Origin of the sequence: Kitasatospora phosalacinea, from assembly GCF_000716545.1 — a bacterium.
Taxonomy (GTDB): Bacteria; Actinomycetota; Actinomycetes; order Streptomycetales; family Streptomycetaceae; genus Kitasatospora; species Kitasatospora phosalacinea.
Genome location: NZ_JNWZ01000015.1, coordinates 169,395 through 191,789, shown reverse-complemented (window position 1 = coordinate 191,789; position 22,395 = coordinate 169,395). Strand labels below are relative to the sequence as shown.

The following is a 22,395-nucleotide window of genomic DNA, read 5'->3' as shown; positions in this document are numbered from 1 at the left end:
CCTGCCCGGGCCGCCTACTCGGACTCGCCGTAGCGGACCAGGTAGGCGGCGAACCGGTCCAGGTCCTCGTCGCCCCAGGAGGTGAAGCGGTCGGTGAAGGCCCGCCGCCGCTGCTCGTACGCCTCGGCGAGGAGCTGCTCGCCGGCGTCCGTCAGGTGCAGCAGTTGCCCGCGCTGGTCGTCCGGGTCGGCCTTGCGGCCCAGCAGCCCGAGCCGTTCCAGCGCGCCGACCTGCCGGCTGACGGTGGACTTGTCGAGCATGAAGTGCGCCGCCAGGTCGGCACCCCGGCAGGAACCGCGCTCCTTGACCAGGTCGAGCATGCTGTACGTGACCAGCGAGAGCTCGGGGTGCAGCTGGGCTGCCTTGTGGCGGGCCCGGCGGGCGAACGCGGTCAGCTCGCGCTGGATGGTCTCCAGCGCGGCGTCGCGGTCGGGCATGGCGGTGGCTCCTTCGTCGTGCGGTGTTGCGGACCACGGTAGGGGTAGCCGCACTCAGACGCCGACCGCCTCCTCCATCTCCTCCTCGGCGGGCTGCTCGGCGGCCAGCGCCCGGGCCCGCCGGCCCTCGGTGCGGGCGGCCAGCAGGAGCAGCGCGGCGCCGGCCGCGAGCCAGCCGAACAGGGTGGCGACGTGGCCGCCGAGCCCGGCCCGGCCGCCGAAGTAGACGTGGTCGCGGACGCCCTCCAGGAAGCCCGCGCCGTTCCAGAAGGAGTGCAGCGCGCCGAAGAAGCCGTTCTGCAGTTCGGGCTGGAAGATGCCGCCGGAGCTGGTGAAGTTGAGCATCACGAACAGGGCCATCATGGTGAGCGTGGTCCACCGGCCGAGGAAGGTGTGCAGGGCGGTGCCGATCGCGATGATGCCCGCCGCGTACAGCCAGCTCATCGCCCAGATGCCGAGCAGGCCGTGGTCGACCAGGTGGAACACCGGGCCGGCCAGCGCGAGGCCGATCAGGCTGACCACCAGCGCCACGCCGAGGCCGAGCAGTGCCCGCACCCGCGTCGCCAGCGCCGCGCCGGCCGCGCCGAGCACCGCGACCGAGCCGTAGGAGCCGATGCTCAGCGCCACCATCAGGAAGAACAGGCCCTGCCCGGTCCGGTCGCCGGCCGGCAGCGGGGTGAGTTCCTGGACGGCCAGCGGCTTGCCCTGCTGGGCGGCGACCTCGGTGAACACCTTCTCGGCGACGGTCGCCGAGGTGTCCGAGTTGGCGGTGGCCACCATCAGGGTCGGCGCGTCGGCGTCCGGCACGTACGCGGCGACCAGGTCGCGGTCGAGCAGCCGCTGCCGGGCGGTGCCGGCGTCGGTCGCGGTGGTGACGTCCAGCCCGTCGCCGGCCTTGTCCTTGAGCGTCTGCGCGAGCACCTGGGCCTGCGGGCCCTGGCCGACCACGGCGACCGGCAGTTGGTGCGGGGCGGGGGCGTGGAAGGCCGAGAGGTACGCGATCCCCATCCCGAGGCACATCAGCAGGGGTGTGACCAGGTGGGTGAAGACGTGCCGCAGGGCGGGGCGGGACACCGCTGACAGCGAGGACATCACAGCTCCATGGTTGGAAAGTACAACTAATATCTGGTTGCACTCTACAACGGACAGCTGTCCCGCTTCCATTCCCGACCCGCCCCTGTGGCGCGGCTCACCCGCCTACAGCAGGTCGTCGATCTCCCGCAGCAGCCGGCTCTTCGCCCGCGCCCCCACCATCGACCGCACCGGCTCGCCGCCCTTGAACACCATCAGCGTCGGCATCGACAGCACCCCGTACGCGATCCGGGTCTCCGGGTTCGCGTCCACGTCCAGCGCCACCACCGCCAGCCGCCCCGCCTGCTCCTCGGCCAGCTCCGCCAGCACCGGCGCCAGCTGCTTGCACGGCGGGCACCACTCGGCGGTGAACTCCACCAGCACCGGCCCCTCGGCCGCCAGCACCTCGCTCGCGAAGTCCCGGTCCGTCACACTGCGCACGCCGCCCATCGCGGCCTCCTCGCTCTCGTCGTCACTCCTCGGTGCGGAACGGCTCCCCGGCGCGGGGCGGCTCCCCGGCGCGGGCCAGCTCGCAGCGCGGCTCGCCGGAACCGGAACCGGCCAGCGCGTCGCGGGCCGCCTCGGCCTGCGCCAACTGGCCCGCCAGCACCTCCCGGACCTCGCTCAACCGGGCCACCATCGCGTCCAGTTCGGCCAGCTTCGCCCGGTACACCTCCAACGAGGCCGGGCACGAGTCGCCCGCCGGGTGCCCCGCCCGCAGGCACTCCACGAACGGCCGGGTCTCCTCCAGCTCGAACCCGAAGTCCTGCAGCACCCTGATCTGCCGCAGCAGCCGCAGATCCTCCTCGTCGTAGGCCCGGTACCCGTTGCCCCCGCGCCGCGCGGGCAGCAGCCCCCGCGACTCGTAGTAACGGAGCGCCCGGGTGGTGGTGCCCGCCCGCTGTGCCAGTTCGCCGATCCGCATGCCACGACGCTAGACCTTCACCCCGGCGTCAACGCCAGCCCCGACCCGGAGAAACCCCTTGCGGTGATCGTTACGCTCGCCTGGTGACCGAACTGACCACGGCCCTGCTCGCGGCCTACGACGAGCACATGCGCGGTCTCGGCGCCGTCCGCGACGGCGAGACCCGCGACAGCGACGGCCCGCTGCTGCGCAAGTACGGCGGCTTCCGCGGCTTCGTCACCTCCCCCCGCCCCGACCTCGGGCTGCGCGGCGCCGAACTCGACGAACTGATCGTCCGCCAGCGGGAGTTCTTCGCCGCCCGGGGCGAGTCCGTCGAGTGGAAGACCCGCGGCCACGACCTCCCGGCCGACCTCCCGGACCGGCTCACCGCCGCCGGCTTCGTCGGCGAGGAGTCGGAGACCGTCCTGATCGGCCTCGCCGACGAACTCGCCGCCCCCGCTCCCGCCCCCGAGGGCATCACCGTCCGCCGGGTCACCGACCCCGCCGACATGCGGCGGATCGCCGCGATGGAGACCGAGGTCTGGGACGAGGACTGGTCCTGGCTCGCCGACGACCTCGCCTCCCGCGCGGCCGACACCGAGGGCTTCCTCGCCCTGGTCGCCGAGACCGGCGGCCCGCGCCCCGAGGTGGTCTCCGCCGCCTGGCTCACCCGCACCCCCGGCACCGAGTTCGGCGGCCTCTGGGGCGGCTCCACCCTCACCGCCTGGCGCGGCCGCGGCATCTACCGCGCCCTGGTCGCCCAGCGCGCCCGCTGGGCCCTCGACCACGGCATCCGCTACCTCCAGGTCGACGCCTCCCCCGACAGCGCCCCCATCCTCCGCCGCCTGGGCATGCACGCCGTGACCACCACCACCCCGTACGTCTGGACCCCGACCGCCGCCTGACCCGCGCCGGTGGCGGACCGGGCGGACCGGGCGGACCGGGCGGAAAAATCCTCGAAGATTTCCCCCGGCGGCGTGTAGAGATCCGCCCGCCCGGCTCCGACCACTGGACGCAAGCACGACACCGCACGAGCCAGACGAGGAAGTGGTCCACGTGAAGTACCTGCTGATGACCTACGGCAACCAGGAGAAGTGGGACTCGCTGCCGGCCGAGGGGTGGTCGGAGGCGATCGCCCAGCAGGACGCCTTCAACAAGCGCTACCAGGAGAGCGGCGAGCTGATCGGGGCGTACGGCCTCGGCGACGCCGCGGTGAGCCGGCTGGTGCGGCGCCAGGAGGGCCTGCCGGTGGTGAGCGACGGCCCGTACCTGGAGACCAAGGAGTACATGGCCAGCTTCTACCTGCTCGACGTCGACAGCGAGGAGCGGGCGCTGGAGATCGCCGCCGACATGCCGTGGGCCGACCGCGAGCCGGTCGAGCTGTGGCCGATCCTGCACGAGGCCGAGTGAGCCCGACCGCCCGCACCGACCAGGGCCTGCTGCGCGAACTCGCGCCGCAGGTCCTGGCGGCGCTGCTGCGGCGCCACTCCGGGGCGTTCGACGCCTGCGAGGACGCGGTGCAGGAGGCGCTGCTCGCCGCGGCCGAGCAGTGGCCCCGGGACGGACGGCCGGAGAACCCGCGCGGCTGGCTGGTGACGGTGGCCTCGCGCCGGCTGGTCGACCTGGTGCGGGCCGACCGGGCGCGGCGCGAGCGCGAGGAGCGGCTGTTCCTGGCGACGCCGCAGTCCGAGCTGCTGGGCCGCCCGGCCGATGCCGGGCCCGACGCCGACCGGGACGACTCGCTGGCACTGCTGTTCCTGTGCTGCCACCCGGCGCTGACCGCGCCGAGCCGGGTCGCGCTGACGCTGCGCGCGGTGGGCGGCCTGAGCACCGCGCAGATCGCGGCGGCGTTCCTCGTCCCGGAGGCGACCATGGCGCAGCGGATCAGCCGGGCCAAGCAGGCCATCCGCTCCTCGGACCTGCCGTTCGCGCTGCCCGGCCCGGACGAGCGGGACGGGCGGCTGCGCGAGGTGCTGCAGGTGCTGTACCTCGTCTTCAACGAGGGATACACGTCCACCGGGGGCGACGACCTGACCGTCACCCGGCTCTCCGACGAGGCGATCCGGCTGACCAGGCTGCTGCACCGGCTGCTGCCCGACGACGCCGAGGCGATGGGCCTGCTGGCGCTGATGCTGCTCACCGACGCCCGGCGCCCGGCCCGCACCGGCCCGGACGGCGAGCTGGTGCCGCTGCCGGAACAGGACCGCGGCCGCTGGGACGCGGCGGCGATCGCGGAGGGCACCGCCCTGGTCGAACGCGCCCTCCCGGCCGGCCGGGTCGGGCCGTACCAGTTGCAGGCGGCGATCGCGGCCCTGCACGACGAGGCGCCGGACGTCGCGGCGACCGACTGGCCGCAGATCCTGGCGCTGTACGACCTGCTGCTGCGGGTGGCCCCCGGCCCGATGGCCGCGCTGAGCCGGGTGGTGGCCGTGGCCGAAGTCCGCGGCCCCGAGCTCGCCCTGAGGGAACTCGCCGCACTGGAAAGCGAGTTGTCGCGCCACCACCGCTACCACGCGGTCCGCGCCGAGCTGCTGCTGCGCAGCGGCGACTCCCCGGCCGCGACCGAGGCCTTCCGCCGCGCGGCGGCCCTCGCCCCCAGCCTCCCGGAACGCCGCTACCTCACGGACCGGGCCAGGCACCCGCGGTGAGCCACCGGGATGCGGCCGGCCGGCGGCTGACGGCTGACGGCTGACGGCTGACGGCATTCACCCGGCACGGACCGCGGGCCGGAAGGCCGCCACGCGGCGGCGCCCGGCGTTCTCCTGCCCGGGCCCGCGCAGCGGTCGCACCGTCCGGGGTTCCGCCGTGCGGCGGGTGGCTCGGCGGGCCTCCCGTCCCGTCGCCCCGACGGCTGTCGGCCGGGGCTCAGCGGGTGGTGGCGATGGCGACGGCCGCGTCGATCGCGCCGTAGAGCTCGGAGCGCAGGCCGAGGCGGCTGGCCCGGATGTCCACCGCTTCGGCGACGGCGGGTTGGGCGTAGCGGTCGACGGATTCGCGGATGCCGTGGACGAGGGGCGCACCGGCCTGGCCGAGTTCGCCGCCGATGATGATGGCGGCGGGGTTGAGGCAGTTGACCAGGTCGGCGAGGACGCGGCCGATGGTGCGCCCGGCCTCGCCGATGACGCGGGCGGCGGCGGGGACGTCGGCGAGGTGGTCGAGCGGCGGGAGGTCGACGGCTTCGTCGGGGCGGGCGCCGGGGGCGAGGACGTGGACCAGGCGGCGGCGGACCTCGACGATGGAGGCGACCGACTCCAGGCAGCCGCGGTTGCCGCAGCGGCACCAGGTGCCGGTGTCGGGGAGCTGGATGTGGCCGATCTCGCCGGAGATGCCGCTGGCGCCGCGGTAGATCCGCCCGTCGAGCAGGAGTCCGGCGCCGATGCCGGTGGAGGCCTTGACGTAGACGAGGTCGTTGACGGTGCGGCCGGTGCCGTAGGCGCGTTCGCCGCGGGCGCCCATCTCGGCGTCGTTGCCGACGGTGACGGGGCGGTCGAAGACCCGGCCGAGTTCGGCGGCGGGGTCCATGCCGATCCACTGGGAGAGGGTGGAGGGGGCGCGGACCACGTTGGTGCGGGTGTCGAGGGCGCCGGGGATGCCGGCGGCGATGGCGGTGATCTCCTCGAGCCGGTGTCCGGCGGCGCCGAGGGCCCGGTCGGCGAGGATCCGGGCGGCGTCGAGGACTTCGCGCGGGTGGTTGTCGACGTCGAGGTGGGCGGTGGCCTCGCCGAGGACGGTGCCGGCGGTGTCGGCGACGGCGGCGGTGACGTGGGTGTGGCCGAAGTCGAAGGCGAGCACCAGGGCGTGGGCGCGGCGCAGGGTGACGGCGGCGGCGCGGCGGCCCCGTCCGGCGGGACGGGCGAGGTCGGCGGCGGTGGGAGCGGTGGTCTCGCTGACGAGCCCTTCGTCGAGCAGGTCGGTGACGGCGCTGCTGACGGCGGAGCGGGAGAGCCCGGTGAGCCGGCTGATCTCGGCGCGGCTGAGCGTGCCGTGTTCGCCGAGGACGGCGAGCAGCGCGGCCCGGGTGCGCAGGCGTCGGGCCGAGGGGGCCGAGGTGGCGGGGGCTGTCATGCACGGAACGGTAGCGGACTCCCGGCCCATTTTCACCGTTGAACGGATTATTTGACAGTCTGCTCGTCCTCTTGACGGACGAATTGGCCTATACCTATGGTCTAGGGCAGAGCAGTAGCACCTCATACGCCGGTACGTGGGACGCGCCGGGAGAGGAAGGCCGATGAACGCCACCCAGAGCCGCCATCGCTGGTGCGTCGAGATTCCACACGCCAACGAGGTCCGTTCCGGCCGCCACCTGTTCATCGTGGACGCCGCCGAGGAGGAGGACGCCCGCCGCGAGGCGATCGAGCGCGCCGAATCGGCCGAGGCCCGCAGGCACCGCCGCGACGCCGACCTGGACCTGGCCCAGGTCACCGTGGTCCACCTGGGACTGCTCCGCACCCACTGATCCCCCGCCCGGCCCCGGCCGACGGGGGATCCGCCGTTCCGGGGTGCCCGCACCCGCCCGCCCCGTCGACTTCCGGCCCGCCCGCCGACGCGTCGACCACCGCGCCCGCCCGGAACCCCGCCCGCCGCCCGCGGGCAGCCGGCTCCCTCCGCCCGGTCGGTCGGTCGCGCGCGGGTGTGACTTCGTCCGGCCGGGTTTGTATGCTTCGCTCGACTTCTACAGCCATGTAGAAGTTCGGCCGACGGCAACGGGTGAGGGGGCGCCATGTCCGCAGGCAGGGCGAAGGGCGGTGACGGCGGCACGCGGGGCCGGGGCCACCGGACGCGGCGGATCGCCCTGTGGACGACCGCGGGCACGGTCTCGCTGGCCGTCCTGGCCGGCGGCCTGGTCTACTACCGGCTGAACGGCAACCTGAGCACCTTCGGCCAGGACGGCGTCAGCAGGGACCGCCCCGCCGCCGCGAGCGCCGACGCCCAGGGACGCACCCCCGTCAACCTGCTGCTGATCGGCTCCGACTCGCGCGACGGCGCCAACAAGGACCTCGGCGGCGGCGAGGACGGGGGAGCCCGCTCGGACACCGCGATCCTGCTGCACGTCTACGCCGACCACAGGCACGCCGTCGGGGTGTCCATCCCGCGCGACTCGCTGGTCGAGATCCCGCCCTGCATGCTGCCGGACAAGACCTGGACCAAGGGCCGGCCCAGCGCCATGTTCAACAGTGCCTTCTCGGTCGGCGACACCGAGCAGGGCAACCCGGCCTGCACCCAGAACACCGTGGAGAAGCTCACCGGACTGCGGATCGACCACACCGTGGTGGTCAACTTCCAGGGCTTCGCCGACATGACCAAGGCCGTCGGCGGCGTCGACGTCTGCCTGCCCGAGGACGTCTACGAGGGCGACCTCGACCCCAACCTCGGGCACCGCGGCAAGGAGCTGTTCAGGGCCGGGCACCAGACCATCTCCGGCCAGGCCGCGCTCGACTACGTCCGGATCCGGCACGGTCTCGGCGACGGCTCCGACATCGGCCGCACCAAGCGGCAGCAGGCCTTCCTCTCCTCGCTGATCAAGCAGGTCAAGTCGCAGGGCATGGACCCCACCGCGCTGCTGCCGCTGGCCGACGCCGCCACCAAGGCGCTCACCGTGGACCAGGGCCTGGGCTCGGCCGCGAAGCTGATCGACTTCGCCGTGTCGCTCAAGAACGTCGACCTGCACGACATCAAGTTCCTCACCGTGCCCTGGCGCTACCAGGGCGAACGCGTCGCCCTGGTGCACCCCGACGTCGACCAGCTGTGGGCCGCGCTCCGCAGCGACCGCACCCTGGACGGGCAGGACGCCTCCGCCCCGCCCGCCGACGGCCCCTCCGCCGAGCCGGGCCCCACCGCCTCCGGCTCGGCGTCCGCCGCGACGCCGCGGACCGACGGTGCCGGCATCGAGGTCGCCGTCTACAACGGCACCGACACCCCCGGGCTGACCACCCGGGCCGCCGAGGCGCTGGAGGGCTCCGGCTTCACCGCCACCGGCCGGGCCAACGCCGCCTCCCGCACCCACCGCGGCACCCTGGTCGAGTACGGGCCCGGCGAGAAGGCCCAGGCCGAGAAGGTCGCCGCGCTGTTCCCCGGCGCCGTCCTGCAGCCCGGCCGCCGGGCCGGGGTCGCGCTCACCCTGGGCGCCGACTACGCCGCCGGCGGCGGCACCACCGCCGCCCCGCCGGTGCCCGCCGGCCCGCTGCCCACCAGCGTCAGCCAGGCCCGCTCCGCCGACGACGACGCCTGTTCCGACCTCACCTACGGCTGAGGCCCGCGACCGGAGCCCGCGACCGAACCGCGCACCCGTACGAGCACGCCGCCACTCACGGGGGACAACGGCGATGGACCAGCACACCGGTGACGGCCCCACCCGGCAGGACCGGGCCGACTTCGAGTACGTCCTCGGCCGGGCCCTGGCCGATCCGGTGGTGCGGGCCGCACTGGCCCTGGCCGACGACCCGGGGCGGGCCGCCCGGCTGCGGACGCTGGCCCGGCAGCACTCGGCCCGGATCCTGGCCGCCGCCGGGCCGGAGTACCTGGCCTACCGCCGACTGCGGGAGGCCGAGCCGGAACCGCCGGCCCGGCGCGCCGCCCCGGGCGAGCGGCTGACCGGCTGGCTGGGGGCGCTGGCCCTGGTGGTGCCGGTCGTCAGCGGCAGCGCCGCCGCCGTGTTCTTCCTGCTCGGCGCCGTCCTCGGCCTGTCCCGGCCGCACGTCGGACTCACCGCGCCGCTGCGCACCGCCGCCTGGACCACCGTCGCCGTCGCGGTGGCCGGCGCGCTGACCGGGCTGATCGGCCTGCTGCTGACCGCCGCCTGGCGGCGCGCCGACCCGCCGGGCGCCCCGGACCGCCGGCGGCTGGTCGCCGACGCCCGCACCGCCTGGCGCACCGCCCTGCTGGAGCGGGGCCTGCGGCCGTTCCTGCTGGCCGGGCCGGACACCGTGGACCGGCCTGCGGGCTGACTCCGCGTCAGCGACCGACCGGCCGATCGTGTACGCGCCCCCAGGCGGCTACGGGGCGCGCCGTGCCGCGCCGGCGGCCACGGCAGGTCCTGACCGTGGTCGCGGTGGGCCTCGGCGCGATCGGCATGGGCGCCCACCGGCTGTTCGGCCCGCACGACGACGCGAGCATCGCCCGGCCCGGCCAGTGCCCGCACAAGTCCGGCGCCACCGCCACCAAGCCGGTCCTCACCATCGTGGCGCGCAGCGACGGCAGGGCCGCGTGCGAGGTGCTGGACGCGCTGGGCGCGGTGCGCGCAGGCGTCGGATTCCGTGGAGACCTGGTGTCCGACGCCCACCCGCGGGTACCGCCGGGTGTCCGCGGATGGACGGGGCATTGCGCGGTGTGACGTTCTTCCCGCCGCACCCCCGCCTAGCAGGCCCGGGGGGTCGCCGACCGACGTTTCGCCGGAAAACCGCGGACCTGGCGCGTCGTTCCCGCATCCCGCCCCGCCCTGTGGTAAACGGCCCGGTGGGAGGCGGTGCGCGGGCCGGAGCGGCCCGCCGCGAACCCGGCTGACGCAGGATCAGGGCACTGACCTGGGGTTCCAACTACCCGCGTCCACCCGGTAGGAGACGGATCTTCACATCAAAGTGGACGATCGTTCACCCGTTCGCCCGATGATACGATCATCCCGCTTGGGGGAGCGGCGGGTTCACCCTGCGATGACGGGGATTCAGCAGTCGGCCGCCAGTCGCCTGAAGAGAGTCTTATGACGAAATACACAGCGGACCCGTTGCTCTGGGTTCTCTTCCTCGTCCTGGCCGCCGCGGTCCTCGTCGTGGTCCGCCAGCGCAAGGCATCCGCGGCACTCCGGCAGGAGATCAGCGGGCTCCGGGAGCACTACACCGACCTGGAACACCACTATACGCAGTCGGTCGCCTCCGCTCAGGAGCAAGCCGACGAGGCAACCAAAACGGTATTGAAGTCCGCCATGCGGACACTCCAGGGCCTCGCCGCGGAACAGCAGTTGATCCTCTCCCGGCTCCAGGTGAAGTACGGCGAGTCGGCGATCCTCCAGGACCTGCTGGAGGTCGACCACACCAACTCGCAGTTCGGCCGCCGCGCCCAGTCCATCGCCGTCCTGTGCGGCGGCTGGCTCGGCCGCCACCGCGACATCGCCTCGGTGTACGACGTGGTGCGCTCCGCCCAGGGCCGTATCCGCCACTACCGCCGGGTGGAGATCCTCTCCCAGGTGGACTTCGGCGTCTCCAGCCGCGCGGTGGAGCCGGTCGCCCTGGCGCTGGCCGAGCTGCTCGACAACGCGACGTCCTACTCCAGCCCCGACACCGTGGTGGAGATCAACATCCGCACCGTGCCCAAGGGTGTGGTGATCGTGGTGGACGACGCCGGCGTCGGCATGAACGACGAGGAACGGGCCCGCGCCGAACGGCTGCTGTCCACCGACCGGGTCACCGGCGTCGGCGGTCTCGGCAACCCGCCGCAGTTCGGCCACGCCGTGATCGGCGTGCTCGCCGAGCGCTTCGGCTTCGAGGTCTCGGTGGACTCCTCCTCCCCGTACGGCGGTGTCCGCTCCGTGCTGCTGCTGCCGCACGAACTGCTGACCGCCGTGCCGGAGCGGCGCGTCCCGGTGCCCGCCGCCGCGGCCCCCCGCCCCGGCGCACAGCCGGCCGTCCAGGCCCCGGCGCCCGCACCCGTGTCGCGTCCGGCAGCGCAGCCGGCCGCGCTGCCCGCAGCGGTCCCTCCCCCGGCACCCGAGTCGTACGGCTCCACCGAGGACGGGCTGCCGATCCGCCGCCGCAAGCGGCCGATGGCGATCGTCCCGACGACCGAAACCGCCCCTCACGGCGCACCCGCCTCCCGTTCCGGGGAGCAGACCGCGGCGATCCTGGGGGCTTTCCAGCGCGGCACCCGGTCCGGTCGCGCCACCCAGCGGGACGACGAGGACCAGACGACCAGCACCCGCGGTGCAAGCAGTGAAGGGCATGAGTTCTCGTGAACGACGATCTGTCTTGGATGCTCGACAGCGCTCTGGAGATCCCGGGGGCCCTGCACGCGGTCCTGATCTCCGCCGACGGCCTGCTGATGGCCCGCACCAGGGACATCGACAAGGACAACGCGGACCGGGTGGCCGCCGCGATGAGCGGCGTGCAGTCGCTCAGCCGCTCGCTCGGCTTCTTCTGTGACAACCCGACCCAGCGCTGGCAGCAGACCCTGGTCGAATTCGACGGCGGCTGGGTGTTCCTGATCTCCGCCGGTGACGGGGCCTACCTGGGCGTCTCCGCGCTGCCGGACGTCGACATGCAGGACATCACCTTCCGGATGCAGCAGCTCGTGGGCCAGCTCGGCAAGTTCCTCGCCGCGCCGCCCCGCGAGGACCTCGGGGCCCGCCGGTGAGGGCGGGCGGCGAGGACTTCGAGTTCGAGCCGGCGGATTTAGTCCGCGCCTACATCATCACCAAGGGGCGCGAGCTGCCCGACGAGCAGCAGCTGTCCCTGATCACCCTGGTCACCGCCACCCCGGAGGAGGGCCGACGGCTCAACCGGCTCACGCCGGAGGAGCAGCGGCTGCTCGACATCTGCTCGGCCGGCTACCTGTCGGTCGCCGAGGTGGCGGGCCACACCCGGCTCCCGCTGGGCGTGGTCCGCATCGTGCTGGCCTCGCTCACCGAGAGCGGTCACCTGATGACCCGTCCGCCGGTCCCGAGGGCCCGGAACGCCGACAAGGAACTTCTGGAGGAGGTGCTCAATGGGCTCCACCGCAAGTTCGGGTGACCGGCGCGGCCTGACGACCGACGCCTACGTCGCGGACGGCGCCACCCAGACCGCCGTGAAGATCCTCGTCGTCGGCCACTTCGCGGTCGGCAAGACCACCTTCATCGGCTCGATCTCCGAGATCGAGCCGCTGTCGACCGAAGAGACCATGACCCAGGCGGCCGAGGCCGTCGACGACCTCAAGGGCGTCCGGGGCAAGACCACCACCACAGTGGCCCTGGACTTCGGCCGCCTCACCCTCAGCGATCGCGTGGTGCTGTACCTGTTCGGCACCCCCGGCCAGACCCGCTTCGTCCAGATGTGGGAGGACATGGCCCGCGGCGCCCTCGGCGCACTGATCCTGGTCGACCCCGAGCGACTCGCCGACTCCTTCCCCGTCATCGACCTGATCGAGCAGTACGGGCTGGACTACGCCATCGCGGTCAACCACTTCGACGGCAACCCGGAGCGCGCCGAGAGGGCGCTGCGGGAGGCACTCGACCTGCTCGACGAAACCCCGGTCGTCACCTGCGACGCACGCAACGAGCAGTCGTCGGCCGCCGCACTCACCACTCTCGTCCGCTATTTGCTGGACCGCGCCAGCTAGGAGCAACACGCAGCCATGGACACTCACTCCCCCGCCCCGGTGCCCCCGCCCGGGTGCCCGGCCCACGGCGGCCGAGTGCCGCTGTACGGGGCCGAGTTCGCCGCGGACCCGCAGTCGTACTACGACTACCTGCGGCACTACGGACCGACCGCTCCGGTCGAACTCGCCCCCGGGGTGAACGCCACCCTGGTCACCGAGTACTCGGCCGCCCTGCAGCTGCTGCAGGACCCGACCGCCTACCGCCGGGACGCCCGGCGCTGGCGGGACCTCAACGAGGGCCGGATCCCGGCCAACAGCCCCGTGCTGCAGCTGCTGCTGCACCGCCCGAACGCCCTGTTCTCGGACGGCGTCGAGCACCTGCGGCTGCGCCAGGCCATCACCGACTGCATGGCCCGGATCGACCAGCGCCGACTGGCCCGCAGCACCCGGCAGGTCTCCGACTTCCTGATCGCCCAGTTCGGCTACCGCGGCTCCGCCGACCTGCTGAGCTCCTACGCCAAGCAGCTGCCGCTGTTCGTCTTCAACGAGCTGTTCGGCTGCCCCGCCGACATCGGCGACCGGGTGATGTTCGGCATCTCCGGCATGTTCGACGGCATCAACGCCGAGAAGGCCGCCCAGGTGGCGTTCGGCGCGATCGGCGAGCTGATCGCGCTCAAGCGCAGCCGTCCCGGCGAGGACGTCACCTCCTGGCTGCTGCAGCACCACTCCCAGCTCACCGACGAGGAGATGGTCCACCAGCTCACGCTGCTGCTGGGCGCCGGCGTCGAACCGCTCGGCAACCTGCTCGGCAACACCCTGCACCGGCTGCTCACCCACGACGCCTACGCGCACCAGGGCGGCCTGATCGACGAGGCGATCGACGACACCCTGTGGGAGAACCCGCCGATCACCAACCTCGGCCCGCACTACCCCGTCGCCGACGGGGAGTTCGCCGGCCAGAAGGTCCACGCGGGCGACCTGCTGATGGTCAGTTACGCCGCCGCCAACAGCAGCCCGATCCTGGCCGCCGAGCGGCGCGCCAGCAGCCGCGCGCACCTGGCCTGGAGCGCCGGTCCGCACGCCTGCCCGTCCAAGGACCCGGCCCGGCAGATCGCCATGACCTCGCTGGAGAACCTGCTCAACCAGCTGCCGGACATCGAACTGGCCGTCCCCGAGGAGACCCTGAACTGGCGTCCCGGCCCGTTCAACCGCGCCCTGGTCTCGCTGCCCGTCCGGTTCACCCCGCAGGCCGCCGCCCAGCGCCCGCAGTCCGCCGAGGCCGCCCAGCCGACCCAGGCCCAGCAGCCGGGCGCCAAGGGAGGGCGTTGGAGCCAGTTCCTCAACTGGTTGGGCAGGTGACCTTCACAACATTTATGCGGCCGTGATTCCGGCATGAACCCTGATAAACCCGGGTAATCACCGCGAATGCCTGCGCCATATGCCATGGCGCCGATGACCGGAGAACAGGAGGGTGTCGTGGACCACATATCCAGAGACGCCGCCGAGACCCGCAGCCCGCTCCTCCCCGGGCCCGCCGTGCCCGACGGCCGCCTCCGCCGCACCGATGTCCCCCGGCCCCAGGGCCGGGGGACATCTCTGTTGGCTCCCGCACATTCCGGACGGACCGTCGGAAGTCACACCGGTCGTCAACTGCTGTCGCTGTGCGAACTGGTGGGCCTGGACTCGGGCGTCTCCGCCGGTTACGCCCGTGCCCTGACCGACGCGCTCGGCCCCGTGGTGCGCCGCTCGCTCGACCTGCCGCCCGCCGCCCCGACCTTCCTCTCCGACGACCACACCCCCGTCGAGTTCTCGCTCTCCTTCTCCCCCGGGGCCGCCCCCTCGCTGCGGGTCCTGTTCGAGCCCTCCAGCGGCTTCGGCACCCTGGCCGAGAGCAGCCGGCTCGGCCTGCGCGCCCTGCACGGACTCGCCCGGCGCTGGGGCATCTCCACCGAACAGCTCGACCTGGTCCAGGACCTCTTCCTGCCCGACGACCCACAGGGGGACTTCGCGCTCTGGATCACCCTGGAACTGACCCCCGGCGGCACCCCCCGGATGAAGGCCTACCTCAACCCCGCCGCGGCCGGCCCCGACCGGGCCGGAGCCACCGTGCGCGAGGCGCTGCGCCGGCTCGGCCACCACCGGGCGTACGACAGCCTGCCGCCCGCCGACCGACTGCTGCTGTTCGCACTCGACCTCGGCGACTGGGCCGCCCCCCGGCTGAAGGTGTACACCGCCCACCACCGGCTGCGGGCCTCCGCCGTCGGCGCGCTCAACCGGATGGCCGACGGCCCCGCGCCCGCCGAGGCCGAGGCCTTCCTGCACACCGCCGCCGGACTGCCCGCCGGACGGGACGGCGTCTTCGACCGCCGCCCCGTGCTCGCCTGCCACTCCTTCACCGACCCGGCGGCGGACCGTCCCAGCGGCTTCACCCTGCACGTCCCGGTCCGCGACTACGCCCGCGACGACCACGAGGTGCTCGGCCGCGCCGAACGCCTGCTGCCCCGGTACGGGATCCTCCCCGACCTGCTCCGCGACGCCCTGGGGGCCCTCACCCCGCGTCGGCTGGAGGACGGCGTCGGCCTGATCGCCTACCTGGCCATGGTCCACCAGCAGGGCCACGCCCCCCGGCTGACCGCGTACCTGTCCTCCGAGGCGTACCGGGTCCGCCGGCCCAACGGGCGGCCGGCCGGACCGCGGCCCGCCCGCTGACCGGCCGGTGACCGACCGCTGACCGAGCACCGACCGCACGCCCGCCGCGTTCCCGGTGACGGCCGCAGCTGCCGAAGGAGACCCGTGTCCCCCTGTACCACGGGCATCCCGACGATCCTCCCGCTGCGGCCCAGGGCCTAGGCCTGTGCCAACTGGCCCAGGTAGCCGTTCACGTCGACGTGCACCGAGGCACCCGCCGACAGCCCGTACCGGCGGTCGATGCCCTCCAGGAAGCCGTCGACCTCCTTGTGCATCACGTCCGCGGCCGGCAGCACCGACTCGCCCCTGACCAGCCGCACCACCCAGCGCGCCTGCGCCTCCACCAGCCTGGTGATCGACCCCACCGGGCGGATCAGACCCAGGAAGTACAGCCCCGGCCGGTCCGGGTCCACCACCCGCCGGTACAGCCGCACCGGGCCCTGCCCGCCCGCCGGGTGGTCCGCCTCCAGGAAGGGCATCCGCCAGCCGAACCCGGTGCAGAACACGATCGCGTCCGCCTCCTCCGTGCTCCCGTCCGTGAAGCGGACCGACGCCCCGGACAGCGACTCGATCCCCGGACGCGGCCGCACCGCGCCCTGCCGGATCCGCGGCAGGATCTCGTCCGAGACCGTCACCGGCGACTGGAAGATCCGGTTCGGCGGCTCCGGCAGGCCGTACCCGGACAGCGGGCCGCGCGCCACCCGCAGCGCCTCGTCGATGAAGTCCTGCTGCTCCGTCAGCGACTTGGAGCTGAACCACGGCGCCGCCGCGATCAGGTCCACCGACATGCCGAACAGCTGCTTGGGCACTATGTGCTGGCCGTTGCGCGCCGAGAGCACCGTGCGCTCGGCGTGCCGCGACACGTCCGAGGCGATGTCCACCGCCGAGGCGCCCAGCCCCACCACGACCACCCGCCGGCCGGCGAACTCGGCGCCGTCCACGTAGTCCATCGAGTGCAGCATCCGCCCGGTGAACGTCTCCGAGCCCGGCGGCAGCGGATCGGGCAGCAGCGGCACGTCGTGGTGCCCCGCCGCCACCACCACCTGCTCGAAGGTCCGGACGGACTCCGCGCCGCGCCCGTCCCGGCTGACCACCGTCCAGGCCCCGGCGCCGTCCTGCCGAACCGACACCACCTCGGTGCGGAACTCCACGTGCGGCAGCAGGCCCGCCCACTCGGCGAACTCCGCGAGGTACGCCGCCATGTCACGGTGGCTCGGGTACAGCGGCATGTCCTCCCCCATCGGGAAGTCCTCGAAGCAGGTCAGCTGGCGGGCGCTGTTCAGGTGCAGCGCCCGGTACGCCGGACCGGGCTCGCCGGCCGCCGACCGCCGCCAGATGCCGCCCACGCCAGGGGACTTCTCCAGGCACACGAAGTCCAACCCGGCCTCGTGCAGCGCGTACGCCGCCGCCAGACCGGACAGACCCGCACCGATCACACAGACAGTCACCACGGCCTCCATGCAGTGTCGATAGCGAACCGACCGCTCCCCCAGCGATCTTGACGCCTCAGCATATGCAGCCTTCACATGCCTTCCCAGGTGTCTTCTGGACACCTTCCGGGCTCCGCGCGCCACTTCGACCGGCCCCGGCCCGTCCCGACCGCCTTGCCGGGGGCGGCGGGCCGAGCCCACACTGATCGTCCGGGAGCGAGGGGGCGGCATGACGGAGCACGGGACGGACGGCGACCCGTCCGCCTTCGGCCCGCTGCTGCGCGAACTGCGCACCCGCGCCGGGATCAGCCAGCAGGCCGCCGCCGCCCGGGCCGGACTCAGCGCCCGGGCCCTGCGCGACCTCGAACACGACCGGGTCCGGCGGCCGCGCGAGCGCACCGTCCGGCGGCTCGCCGACGCGCTCGGCCTGACCACCGGCCAGGCCGCCGCGCTGCGCGCCGCCGCCACCGGCGACGACCGCGACCCCGGGGCCGGGCGCACCGCGCTGCTGCTGCTCGGCCCGCTGCTGCTGCGCCGCGACCGCGCCACCGTCCCGATCGGCAGCCCCACCCTGCGCCGCCTGCTCGGACTGCTCGCGCTCACCCACCCCGCCGCCGCCACCCGGCAGGAGATCACCGACACCCTGTGGCCGGCCGGCCCGCCCGACTCGCAGCAGAGCCTGGTCCACACCCACGTCAGCCGGCTGCGCCGCCTGCTCAGCCCCGACGACCCGGACGACCCCGCGGCCGGCGTGGTCCGCACCCCCACCGGCTACCGGCTCGGCCTGCCCCGGCACCGCACCGACCTCGGCCGGTTCGACGACCTGCTGACCCGCACCACCTGCCTGTGGCACGCCCCCGACCCGGACGCCGCCCACCAGGACCTCACCCGCGCCCTGCGCCACTGGCGCGGCCCCGTCCTCGCCGACGCCGACCCGGCCCTGCGCCGGCACCCCGCCGCGGTCGCCGCCAACGAGCGCCGGATCCGCGCCGCCCTGCTGCACGCCGACACCGCCCTGCTGCTGCGCCGCCCCGACCACTCCGTCCCGCTGCTGCGGGAACTGGCCCACACCGAACCCCTGCACGAGGGGCTGCACGCCCGGCTGATCCTCACCCTCGCCGCGAGCGGCCGCCAGGCCGCCGCCCTCGACACCTACGCCCTGCTGCGCGCCCGGCTCGACGAGGAACTCGGCGTCGCCCCCGGCCCCGAACTCCACGACGCCCACCTGCGCGTCCTGCGCGGCCGGCCGGGCCCCTCCTCCGGTGCCGGGCCGGCCGCCCCGCGCGCCCTCGGCACCGCCTCCACGTCCCCCGGCGCCCCCGCCACCCCTCCGAGGCCGGCCCAACTCCCGCCGACCACCGGGAGGTTCGTCGGACGGCAGCGGCAGCTGGGCGAGCTCGACGCGCTGCTGCCGGCCGGCCCGGGCCACCCCGGCGACCCGGCCGCCCGCCCGCCGCTCCTCGTGGTGGTCGGCCCGCCCGGCACCGGCAAGAGCGCCCTCGCCGCGCACTGGGCGCACCGGCACCGCGACCGCTTCCCGGACGGACAGCTCTTCGCCGACCTGCGCGGCCACTCCGACCGGCCCGCCCCGCACCCGGACGAGGTCCTGGCCCGCTTCCTGCGCGCCCTCGGCACGCCGCCCGACCGGCTGCCCGCCGACCCGGACGAGGCCGCCGCGCTCTACCGCACCCTGCTCGCCGACCGCCGCCTGCTGGTCCTCCTCGACGACGCCCGCGACGCCGAACAGGTCCGCCCGCTGCTCCCCGGCGCCCCCGGCTGCGCCGTCCTGGTCACCGGCCGCACCCGGCTCACCGGCCTGCTCGCCGGCGACGGCGCCCGCCGCCTCACCCTCGACGCGCTCGACCCGGCCGAGGGCGTCCTGCTGCTCGGCACCGTCCTCGGCCCCGACCGGGTCGCCGCCGAACCGGCCGCCGCCCGCCGCCTCGTCCGGGCCTGCGGCGGCCTCCCCCTGGCCCTGCGCCTCGCCGCCGCCCACCTGACCACCCGCACCACCGCGCTCGCCGACTACGCACCCGCCCGCCCCGACGCCGGGCTGCTCGCCCGACTCGACCTCGCCGACGACCCGAGCACCGGCCTGCGCGCCGCCTTCGACCGCTCCTACCGCGCCCTGTCCGCCCCCGCCCGCCGGATGTTCCGCCTCCTCGGCCGGGCCCCCGCCACCGGCCTCACCACCGACGCCGCCACCGCGCTCGCCGTCGGCACACTCGCCACCGACCCCGCCGGGGCCGCCGCCCTGCTGGCCCGCCTGGCCGACGCCCACCTCGTCCGGGAGGATCCCCCCGGCCACCACCGGCTGCCCGGCCTGCTCCACCCGTACGCGGCGGGGCTGGCGGCGGAGCGCGGCGAACCGGCGGTGGTCGACGTCGATCCACTGCCCGGCGTCGACCAGCAGACTGTCGGTGATCAATTGGTCGATGCCGGGCGTCCGGGCGACACCGGCCGACCGATCGACCGGCAGCAGCTGGACGAGGCCGCCGCCCGGGTCTGCGGCACGCGACGCCCGGCGCCCGGGAGCGAGGCGACGCCCCACCCGGCCCCGCTCGTCCTCGCCGGGCGGCGCGGCGGCCCGCACCCCGACGACATCACCGGCCCCGACGGCTTCAGCGGCTCCGGCGGCTCCGGCGGCCCCGACGGCTTCAGCGGCTCCGGCGGCTCCGGCGGCCCCGACGGCTTCAGCGGCGGCGCGAGCGACCGGGAGGCCATCGCCCGGACCAACCTGGCCGTCGTGCAGCGGGCGCTCGGACGGCCGGGCGAGGCGATCCGGGAGATCGGCGGGACGCTGCCGGTGCACCGGCAGCACCGCAACCGGTTCAGCGAGGCCGTCGCGCTGAGCTGCCTCTCCTGCGCCCACACCGACCTCGGCGACCACGCCACCGGGCGGCTACTCGCCCACAGCGCGCTCGCCGCCGCCCGGGCCGGGCGCAGCCGGGCGTTGGAGGCCAACGCGCAACTCGCCCTCGCCGCAGCACACTTGCGCGCCCGGCGCCCCGCCGAGGCGGCCACCGCGTACCACGAGGCACTGCGGTCGGCCGAGGCTTCGGGCGACCGGCACCCGCAGGCCGCCGCCCTGGCCGGCCTGGCCGCCGCCCGGCTCGGAACCGATCCGCCGGCCGCACTGCGCACCGCCGAACGCGCCCGGGCCCTCGCCCGCGACGCCGAGTACCGGATGCTCGAAGGCGACGCGCTCACCGTCCTGGCCCGCGTCCACGTCCGGCTCTGCGAGCCGCACACCGCCTTGGCCCTCGGCGCCGACGCGCTCGCCCTGCACCGGACCACCGGCCACCGCCCGGGCGAGGCCAGGACCCGTCTCGTCCTCGCCCTCGCCGCCGCCGCCCTCGGGGCCGACGCCGACGCCGTCCGGCACCGCCGGGAGGCGCTGCGGATCGCCCGGGAGGCGGGCGGAACCCCGCCGCGCTGACCCGGAAGTTCCACGAAACTTCCGCTCCGCCGCATCGTCCCAGCTCAGCCGGGTTGCAGGACCCCGCCCTGCTTCTGGTTCCGCTCCGGCCGATCGCACAGCCCGGCTCCTTACGGTGGTCGCACCCCACCCGCACCCGACCTCCAGAGGTGACGCCTTGAGCCGCTACGACCGACTCGCGTACACGCCCTCCGTACGCCGCGTCCAGCAGGAGATGGGCAGCGCCGCCGCGGCCGAGCGCCGACTGCGCGCGCCCGACGACGGGCCCGAACCGCTCGGCGCCGCCGAGACCGCCTTCGTGCGGGGGCTCGACGGCTTCCTGTTCGCGACGGTCAACGAGGACGGCTGGCCGTACATCCAGCACCGCGGCGGCCCGCCCGGCTTCGTCCACGTCCTGGACCCGCACACCCTCGGCTACCTCGACGTGCGCGGCAACCGGCAGTACCTCACCACCGGCAACCTGCGCGGCGGGGACGGCCGGGTCGCCCTGTTCTTCCTCGACCACGCCCGGCAGGCCCGGCTCAAGGTCTTCGGCCGGGCCACCGCCGTCCCCGCCGACCAGGACCCGGCCCTCGCCGAACGGCTCGCCACCCCGCGCACCGACGGCCGGGTCGAACAGCTCGTCACCGTCCGCGTCGAGGCGCACGCCTGGAACTGCCCCAACCACATCACCCCGCGCTTCACCGAACGCGAACTCGCCGACGCCCTGGACCCGATCCGCGACCGGCTGGCCCGGCTGGAGCGGGAGAACGCCCTGCTGCGCGCCGAACTCGCCGCCACCACCACCGGCGCCCGCCCCTCCTCCCCGCGAAGGACTGACCCGCCGTGCCCTCCGGCCTGACCGACCGCCCGGCGCCCGCGACCGCGGCCGCCCCCGGACCAGCCATCTGGTCCCGCGACTTCCGCCGCTACTTCACCGCCCGCAGCGCCGGCCTGCTCAGCTGGTCGATGCTCCCGGTCGCCGTCTCGGCCGGGCTGCTCTCGGCCGGGCACGGCCTGGACACCGCGGGCTACGCGATGGCCTTCCTGGTCGCCCCGTTCGCGGGCCTGGTCCTGTTCGGCGGCGTCCTCGCCGACCGGTTCACCGCCCGCCGGATGATGATCGTCGCGGACCTGGCCAACCTGACCGCGCACGTCCTGCTGGCCGTCCTGTTCCTGCACGGCGTCGACCGGCTCTGGCAGCTGTACGCCCTGCTCGCGGTGGCGGGCACCGCCAACGCCCTGTTCCAGCCCGGCGCGGCCTCGACCGTCCCGCTGGTCGCCCGCGACGTGCAGGGCGCCAACGGCGTGCTGCGCACCTCGGAGGCGCTCACCGGTCTCGGCGGGCCCGCGCTGGCCGGCGTGCTGGTCGGCTTCGGCTCCACCGGCTGGGTGATGGCGCTGTCCGCGCTCGCTCACGCCACCAGCGCGGCCTGCCTGTTCGCGCTGCGCCTGGGCCGCGTCCCGGCGCCGCCCGCGGGGCACTCGTTCCGGCACGACCTGGGGGTCGGCTGGCGGGAGTTCCGCTCCCGCAGCTGGCTGTGGAGCGTCATCCTGATCTGGATGGTCTACGCCGTCCTCTCCTGGGGGCCGCAGCTCTCGCTGGCCGCGGGCATCGTGGTGCCCGCGCACGGCCCCGCCGCGTTCGGCCTGGTCAACTGCGCCCTCGGCGCGGGGACGGTGGCCGGCGGGCTGCTCGCCATCCGCTACAAGCCGCGCCGCCCCCTCGCCGCCGGTGCGGTCGCCATGTTCGCCTACCCGCTCTACCCGCTCGCCGTCCTGCTGCACGCCCCGGTCTGGGTGCTCGCCGCCGCCCAGGTGCTGGTCGGCGCCGGCATCGGCGTCTGGGGCGTGATGTGGTCCACCGCCGTCCAGACCCAGGTGCCCGGCGAGGTGCTCAACCGCGTCCACGCCTACGAGGTCGCCGGGTCGGTCGGCCTCTACCCCCTCGGCTCCGCCCTGGCCGGCCCCGCCGCCCACGCCTTCGGCACCTCCCGGGTGCTCGCGACCGGCATCGTGGTGGCCCTCCTGACCCCGCTCGCCCTCCTGCTCACCCGCCCGGTCCGCACCCTCCCCCGCGTCCCGGACCGTCCCATCTGACCCCGACACCGCGTCCTGACGCACCAGTTGCCCCCTCCCCGGAAACACCCGGCCGCCCCGCCGGGT

The 22,395-nt window shown here is 74.8% G+C and carries 22 protein-coding genes; 16 read left to right on the top strand and 6 right to left on the bottom strand.

Translation table 11 applies throughout. The features are described from left to right. Positions 1 to 14: 14 nt before the first annotated feature. The 4 genes from OO48_RS10205 to OO48_RS10190 all read right to left on the bottom strand — a co-directional run bounded on the left by OO48_RS10205 (position 15) and on the right by OO48_RS10190 (position 2,433). Complete coding sequence (locus OO48_RS10205; protein ID WP_033214335.1) at positions 15 to 437, bottom strand: MarR family winged helix-turn-helix transcriptional regulator; 423 nt, start codon at positions 435 to 437, stop codon at positions 15 to 17. A gap of 54 nt (positions 438 to 491) precedes the next feature. Then, positions 492 to 1,529, bottom strand: coding sequence for a membrane protein (locus OO48_RS10200; protein ID WP_033214334.1), 1,038 nt, complete (start codon positions 1,527 to 1,529; stop codon positions 492 to 494). A gap of 105 nt (positions 1,530 to 1,634) precedes the next feature. Beyond that, positions 1,635 to 1,958 carry a thioredoxin gene (gene trxA, locus OO48_RS10195; RefSeq protein WP_033214333.1) on the bottom strand — a complete coding sequence of 108 codons (324 nt, stop codon included), beginning with the start codon at positions 1,956 to 1,958 and terminating at the stop codon, positions 1,635 to 1,637. A 22-nt stretch (positions 1,959 to 1,980) separates the two neighbouring features. Further along, positions 1,981 to 2,433, bottom strand: a complete 453-nt coding sequence (locus tag OO48_RS10190) for a MerR family transcriptional regulator (protein ID WP_051731950.1) — start codon at positions 2,431 to 2,433, stop codon at positions 1,981 to 1,983. Between the two features lie 83 nt (positions 2,434 to 2,516). On the opposite strand from OO48_RS10190, the gene OO48_RS10185 reads away from it, so the two are divergent. The 3 genes from OO48_RS10185 (at position 2,517) to OO48_RS10175 (ending at position 5,060) form a co-directional block, all read left to right on the top strand. Then, the gene (locus OO48_RS10185) at positions 2,517 to 3,317 is read left to right on the top strand and encodes a GNAT family N-acetyltransferase (protein WP_033214332.1); all 801 of its coding nucleotides are present in this window, start codon (positions 2,517 to 2,519) and stop codon (positions 3,315 to 3,317) included. A gap of 151 nt (positions 3,318 to 3,468) precedes the next feature. Continuing rightward, positions 3,469 to 3,822 carry a YciI family protein gene (locus OO48_RS10180; protein WP_033214331.1) on the top strand — a complete coding sequence of 118 codons (354 nt, stop codon included), beginning with the start codon at positions 3,469 to 3,471 and terminating at the stop codon, positions 3,820 to 3,822. Beyond that, the gene (locus tag OO48_RS10175; protein WP_033214329.1) at positions 3,819 to 5,060 is read left to right on the top strand and encodes an RNA polymerase sigma factor; all 1,242 of its coding nucleotides are present in this window, start codon (positions 3,819 to 3,821) and stop codon (positions 5,058 to 5,060) included. The genes OO48_RS10180 and OO48_RS10175 overlap by 4 nt, the downstream gene beginning before the upstream one ends. A gap of 217 nt (positions 5,061 to 5,277) precedes the next feature. Here OO48_RS10175 and OO48_RS36085 read toward each other — a convergent pair whose 3' ends face one another. Then, positions 5,278 to 6,477, bottom strand: coding sequence for an ROK family transcriptional regulator (locus OO48_RS36085; RefSeq protein WP_051731949.1), 1,200 nt, complete (start codon positions 6,475 to 6,477; stop codon positions 5,278 to 5,280). 163 nt (positions 6,478 to 6,640) lie between these two features. Here OO48_RS36085 and OO48_RS38170 point away from each other — a divergent pair, with 163 nt between their 5' ends. From OO48_RS38170 to OO48_RS10120, 10 genes are all read left to right on the top strand, one after another. Next, positions 6,641 to 6,868 carry a hypothetical protein gene (locus OO48_RS38170; RefSeq protein WP_033214328.1) on the top strand — a complete coding sequence of 76 codons (228 nt, stop codon included), beginning with the start codon at positions 6,641 to 6,643 and terminating at the stop codon, positions 6,866 to 6,868. Between the two features lie 264 nt (positions 6,869 to 7,132). Further along, entirely contained in the window at positions 7,133 to 8,662 is a 1,530-nt protein-coding gene (locus OO48_RS10160) for an LCP family protein (protein ID WP_033214327.1), read from the top strand. Positions 8,663 to 8,735: 73 nt separating this feature from the next. Continuing rightward, entirely contained in the window at positions 8,736 to 9,356 is a 621-nt protein-coding gene (locus tag OO48_RS10155) for a hypothetical protein (RefSeq protein WP_051731948.1), read from the top strand. A gap of 95 nt (positions 9,357 to 9,451) precedes the next feature. Beyond that, entirely contained in the window at positions 9,452 to 9,742 is a 291-nt protein-coding gene (locus OO48_RS10150) for a hypothetical protein (protein WP_033214326.1), read from the top strand. 363 nt (positions 9,743 to 10,105) lie between these two features. Continuing rightward, positions 10,106 to 11,353 carry an ATP-binding protein gene (locus tag OO48_RS10145; protein WP_033214325.1) on the top strand — a complete coding sequence of 416 codons (1,248 nt, stop codon included), beginning with the start codon at positions 10,106 to 10,108 and terminating at the stop codon, positions 11,351 to 11,353. Next, positions 11,350 to 11,751, top strand: a complete 402-nt coding sequence (locus OO48_RS10140; protein ID WP_033214323.1) for a roadblock/LC7 domain-containing protein — start codon at positions 11,350 to 11,352, stop codon at positions 11,749 to 11,751. Before OO48_RS10145 ends, OO48_RS10140 begins: the two co-directional genes overlap by 4 nt. Further along, complete coding sequence (locus OO48_RS10135; RefSeq protein ID WP_033214321.1) at positions 11,748 to 12,128, top strand: DUF742 domain-containing protein; 381 nt, start codon at positions 11,748 to 11,750, stop codon at positions 12,126 to 12,128. Before OO48_RS10140 ends, OO48_RS10135 begins: the two co-directional genes overlap by 4 nt. Continuing rightward, the gene (locus OO48_RS10130) at positions 12,103 to 12,714 is read left to right on the top strand and encodes a GTP-binding protein (RefSeq protein ID WP_033214319.1); all 612 of its coding nucleotides are present in this window, start codon (positions 12,103 to 12,105) and stop codon (positions 12,712 to 12,714) included. Before OO48_RS10135 ends, OO48_RS10130 begins: the two co-directional genes overlap by 26 nt. Before the next feature lie 15 nt (positions 12,715 to 12,729). After that, positions 12,730 to 14,052 (top strand): cytochrome P450, encoded by a 1,323-nt coding sequence (locus tag OO48_RS10125; RefSeq protein WP_033214318.1) that lies wholly within the window; start codon positions 12,730 to 12,732, stop codon positions 14,050 to 14,052. 240 nt (positions 14,053 to 14,292) lie between these two features. After that, complete coding sequence (locus tag OO48_RS10120; RefSeq protein WP_245194578.1) at positions 14,293 to 15,402, top strand: tryptophan dimethylallyltransferase family protein; 1,110 nt, start codon at positions 14,293 to 14,295, stop codon at positions 15,400 to 15,402. A 137-nt stretch (positions 15,403 to 15,539) separates the two neighbouring features. On the opposite strand, the gene OO48_RS10115 is transcribed toward OO48_RS10120, so the two are convergent. Then, positions 15,540 to 16,829 carry a flavin-containing monooxygenase gene (locus OO48_RS10115; RefSeq protein ID WP_033214477.1) on the bottom strand — a complete coding sequence of 430 codons (1,290 nt, stop codon included), beginning with the start codon at positions 16,827 to 16,829 and terminating at the stop codon, positions 15,540 to 15,542. Positions 16,830 to 17,040: 211 nt separating this feature from the next. Between OO48_RS10115 and OO48_RS39665 the strand changes: the two genes are divergently transcribed. The 3 genes from OO48_RS39665 to OO48_RS10100 all read left to right on the top strand — a co-directional run bounded on the left by OO48_RS39665 (position 17,041) and on the right by OO48_RS10100 (position 22,329). After that, positions 17,041 to 20,250 (top strand): AfsR/SARP family transcriptional regulator, encoded by a 3,210-nt coding sequence (locus OO48_RS39665; protein WP_051731947.1) that lies wholly within the window; start codon positions 17,041 to 17,043, stop codon positions 20,248 to 20,250. A gap of 157 nt (positions 20,251 to 20,407) precedes the next feature. Then, on the top strand, positions 20,408 to 21,091 hold the full coding sequence (locus OO48_RS10105) for a pyridoxamine 5'-phosphate oxidase family protein (protein WP_051731946.1): 684 nt from the start codon (positions 20,408 to 20,410) through the stop codon (positions 21,089 to 21,091). Next, positions 21,076 to 22,329, top strand: coding sequence for an MFS transporter (locus OO48_RS10100; protein WP_051731945.1), 1,254 nt, complete (start codon positions 21,076 to 21,078; stop codon positions 22,327 to 22,329). Before OO48_RS10105 ends, OO48_RS10100 begins: the two co-directional genes overlap by 16 nt. Positions 22,330 to 22,395: the final 66 nt, after the last annotated feature.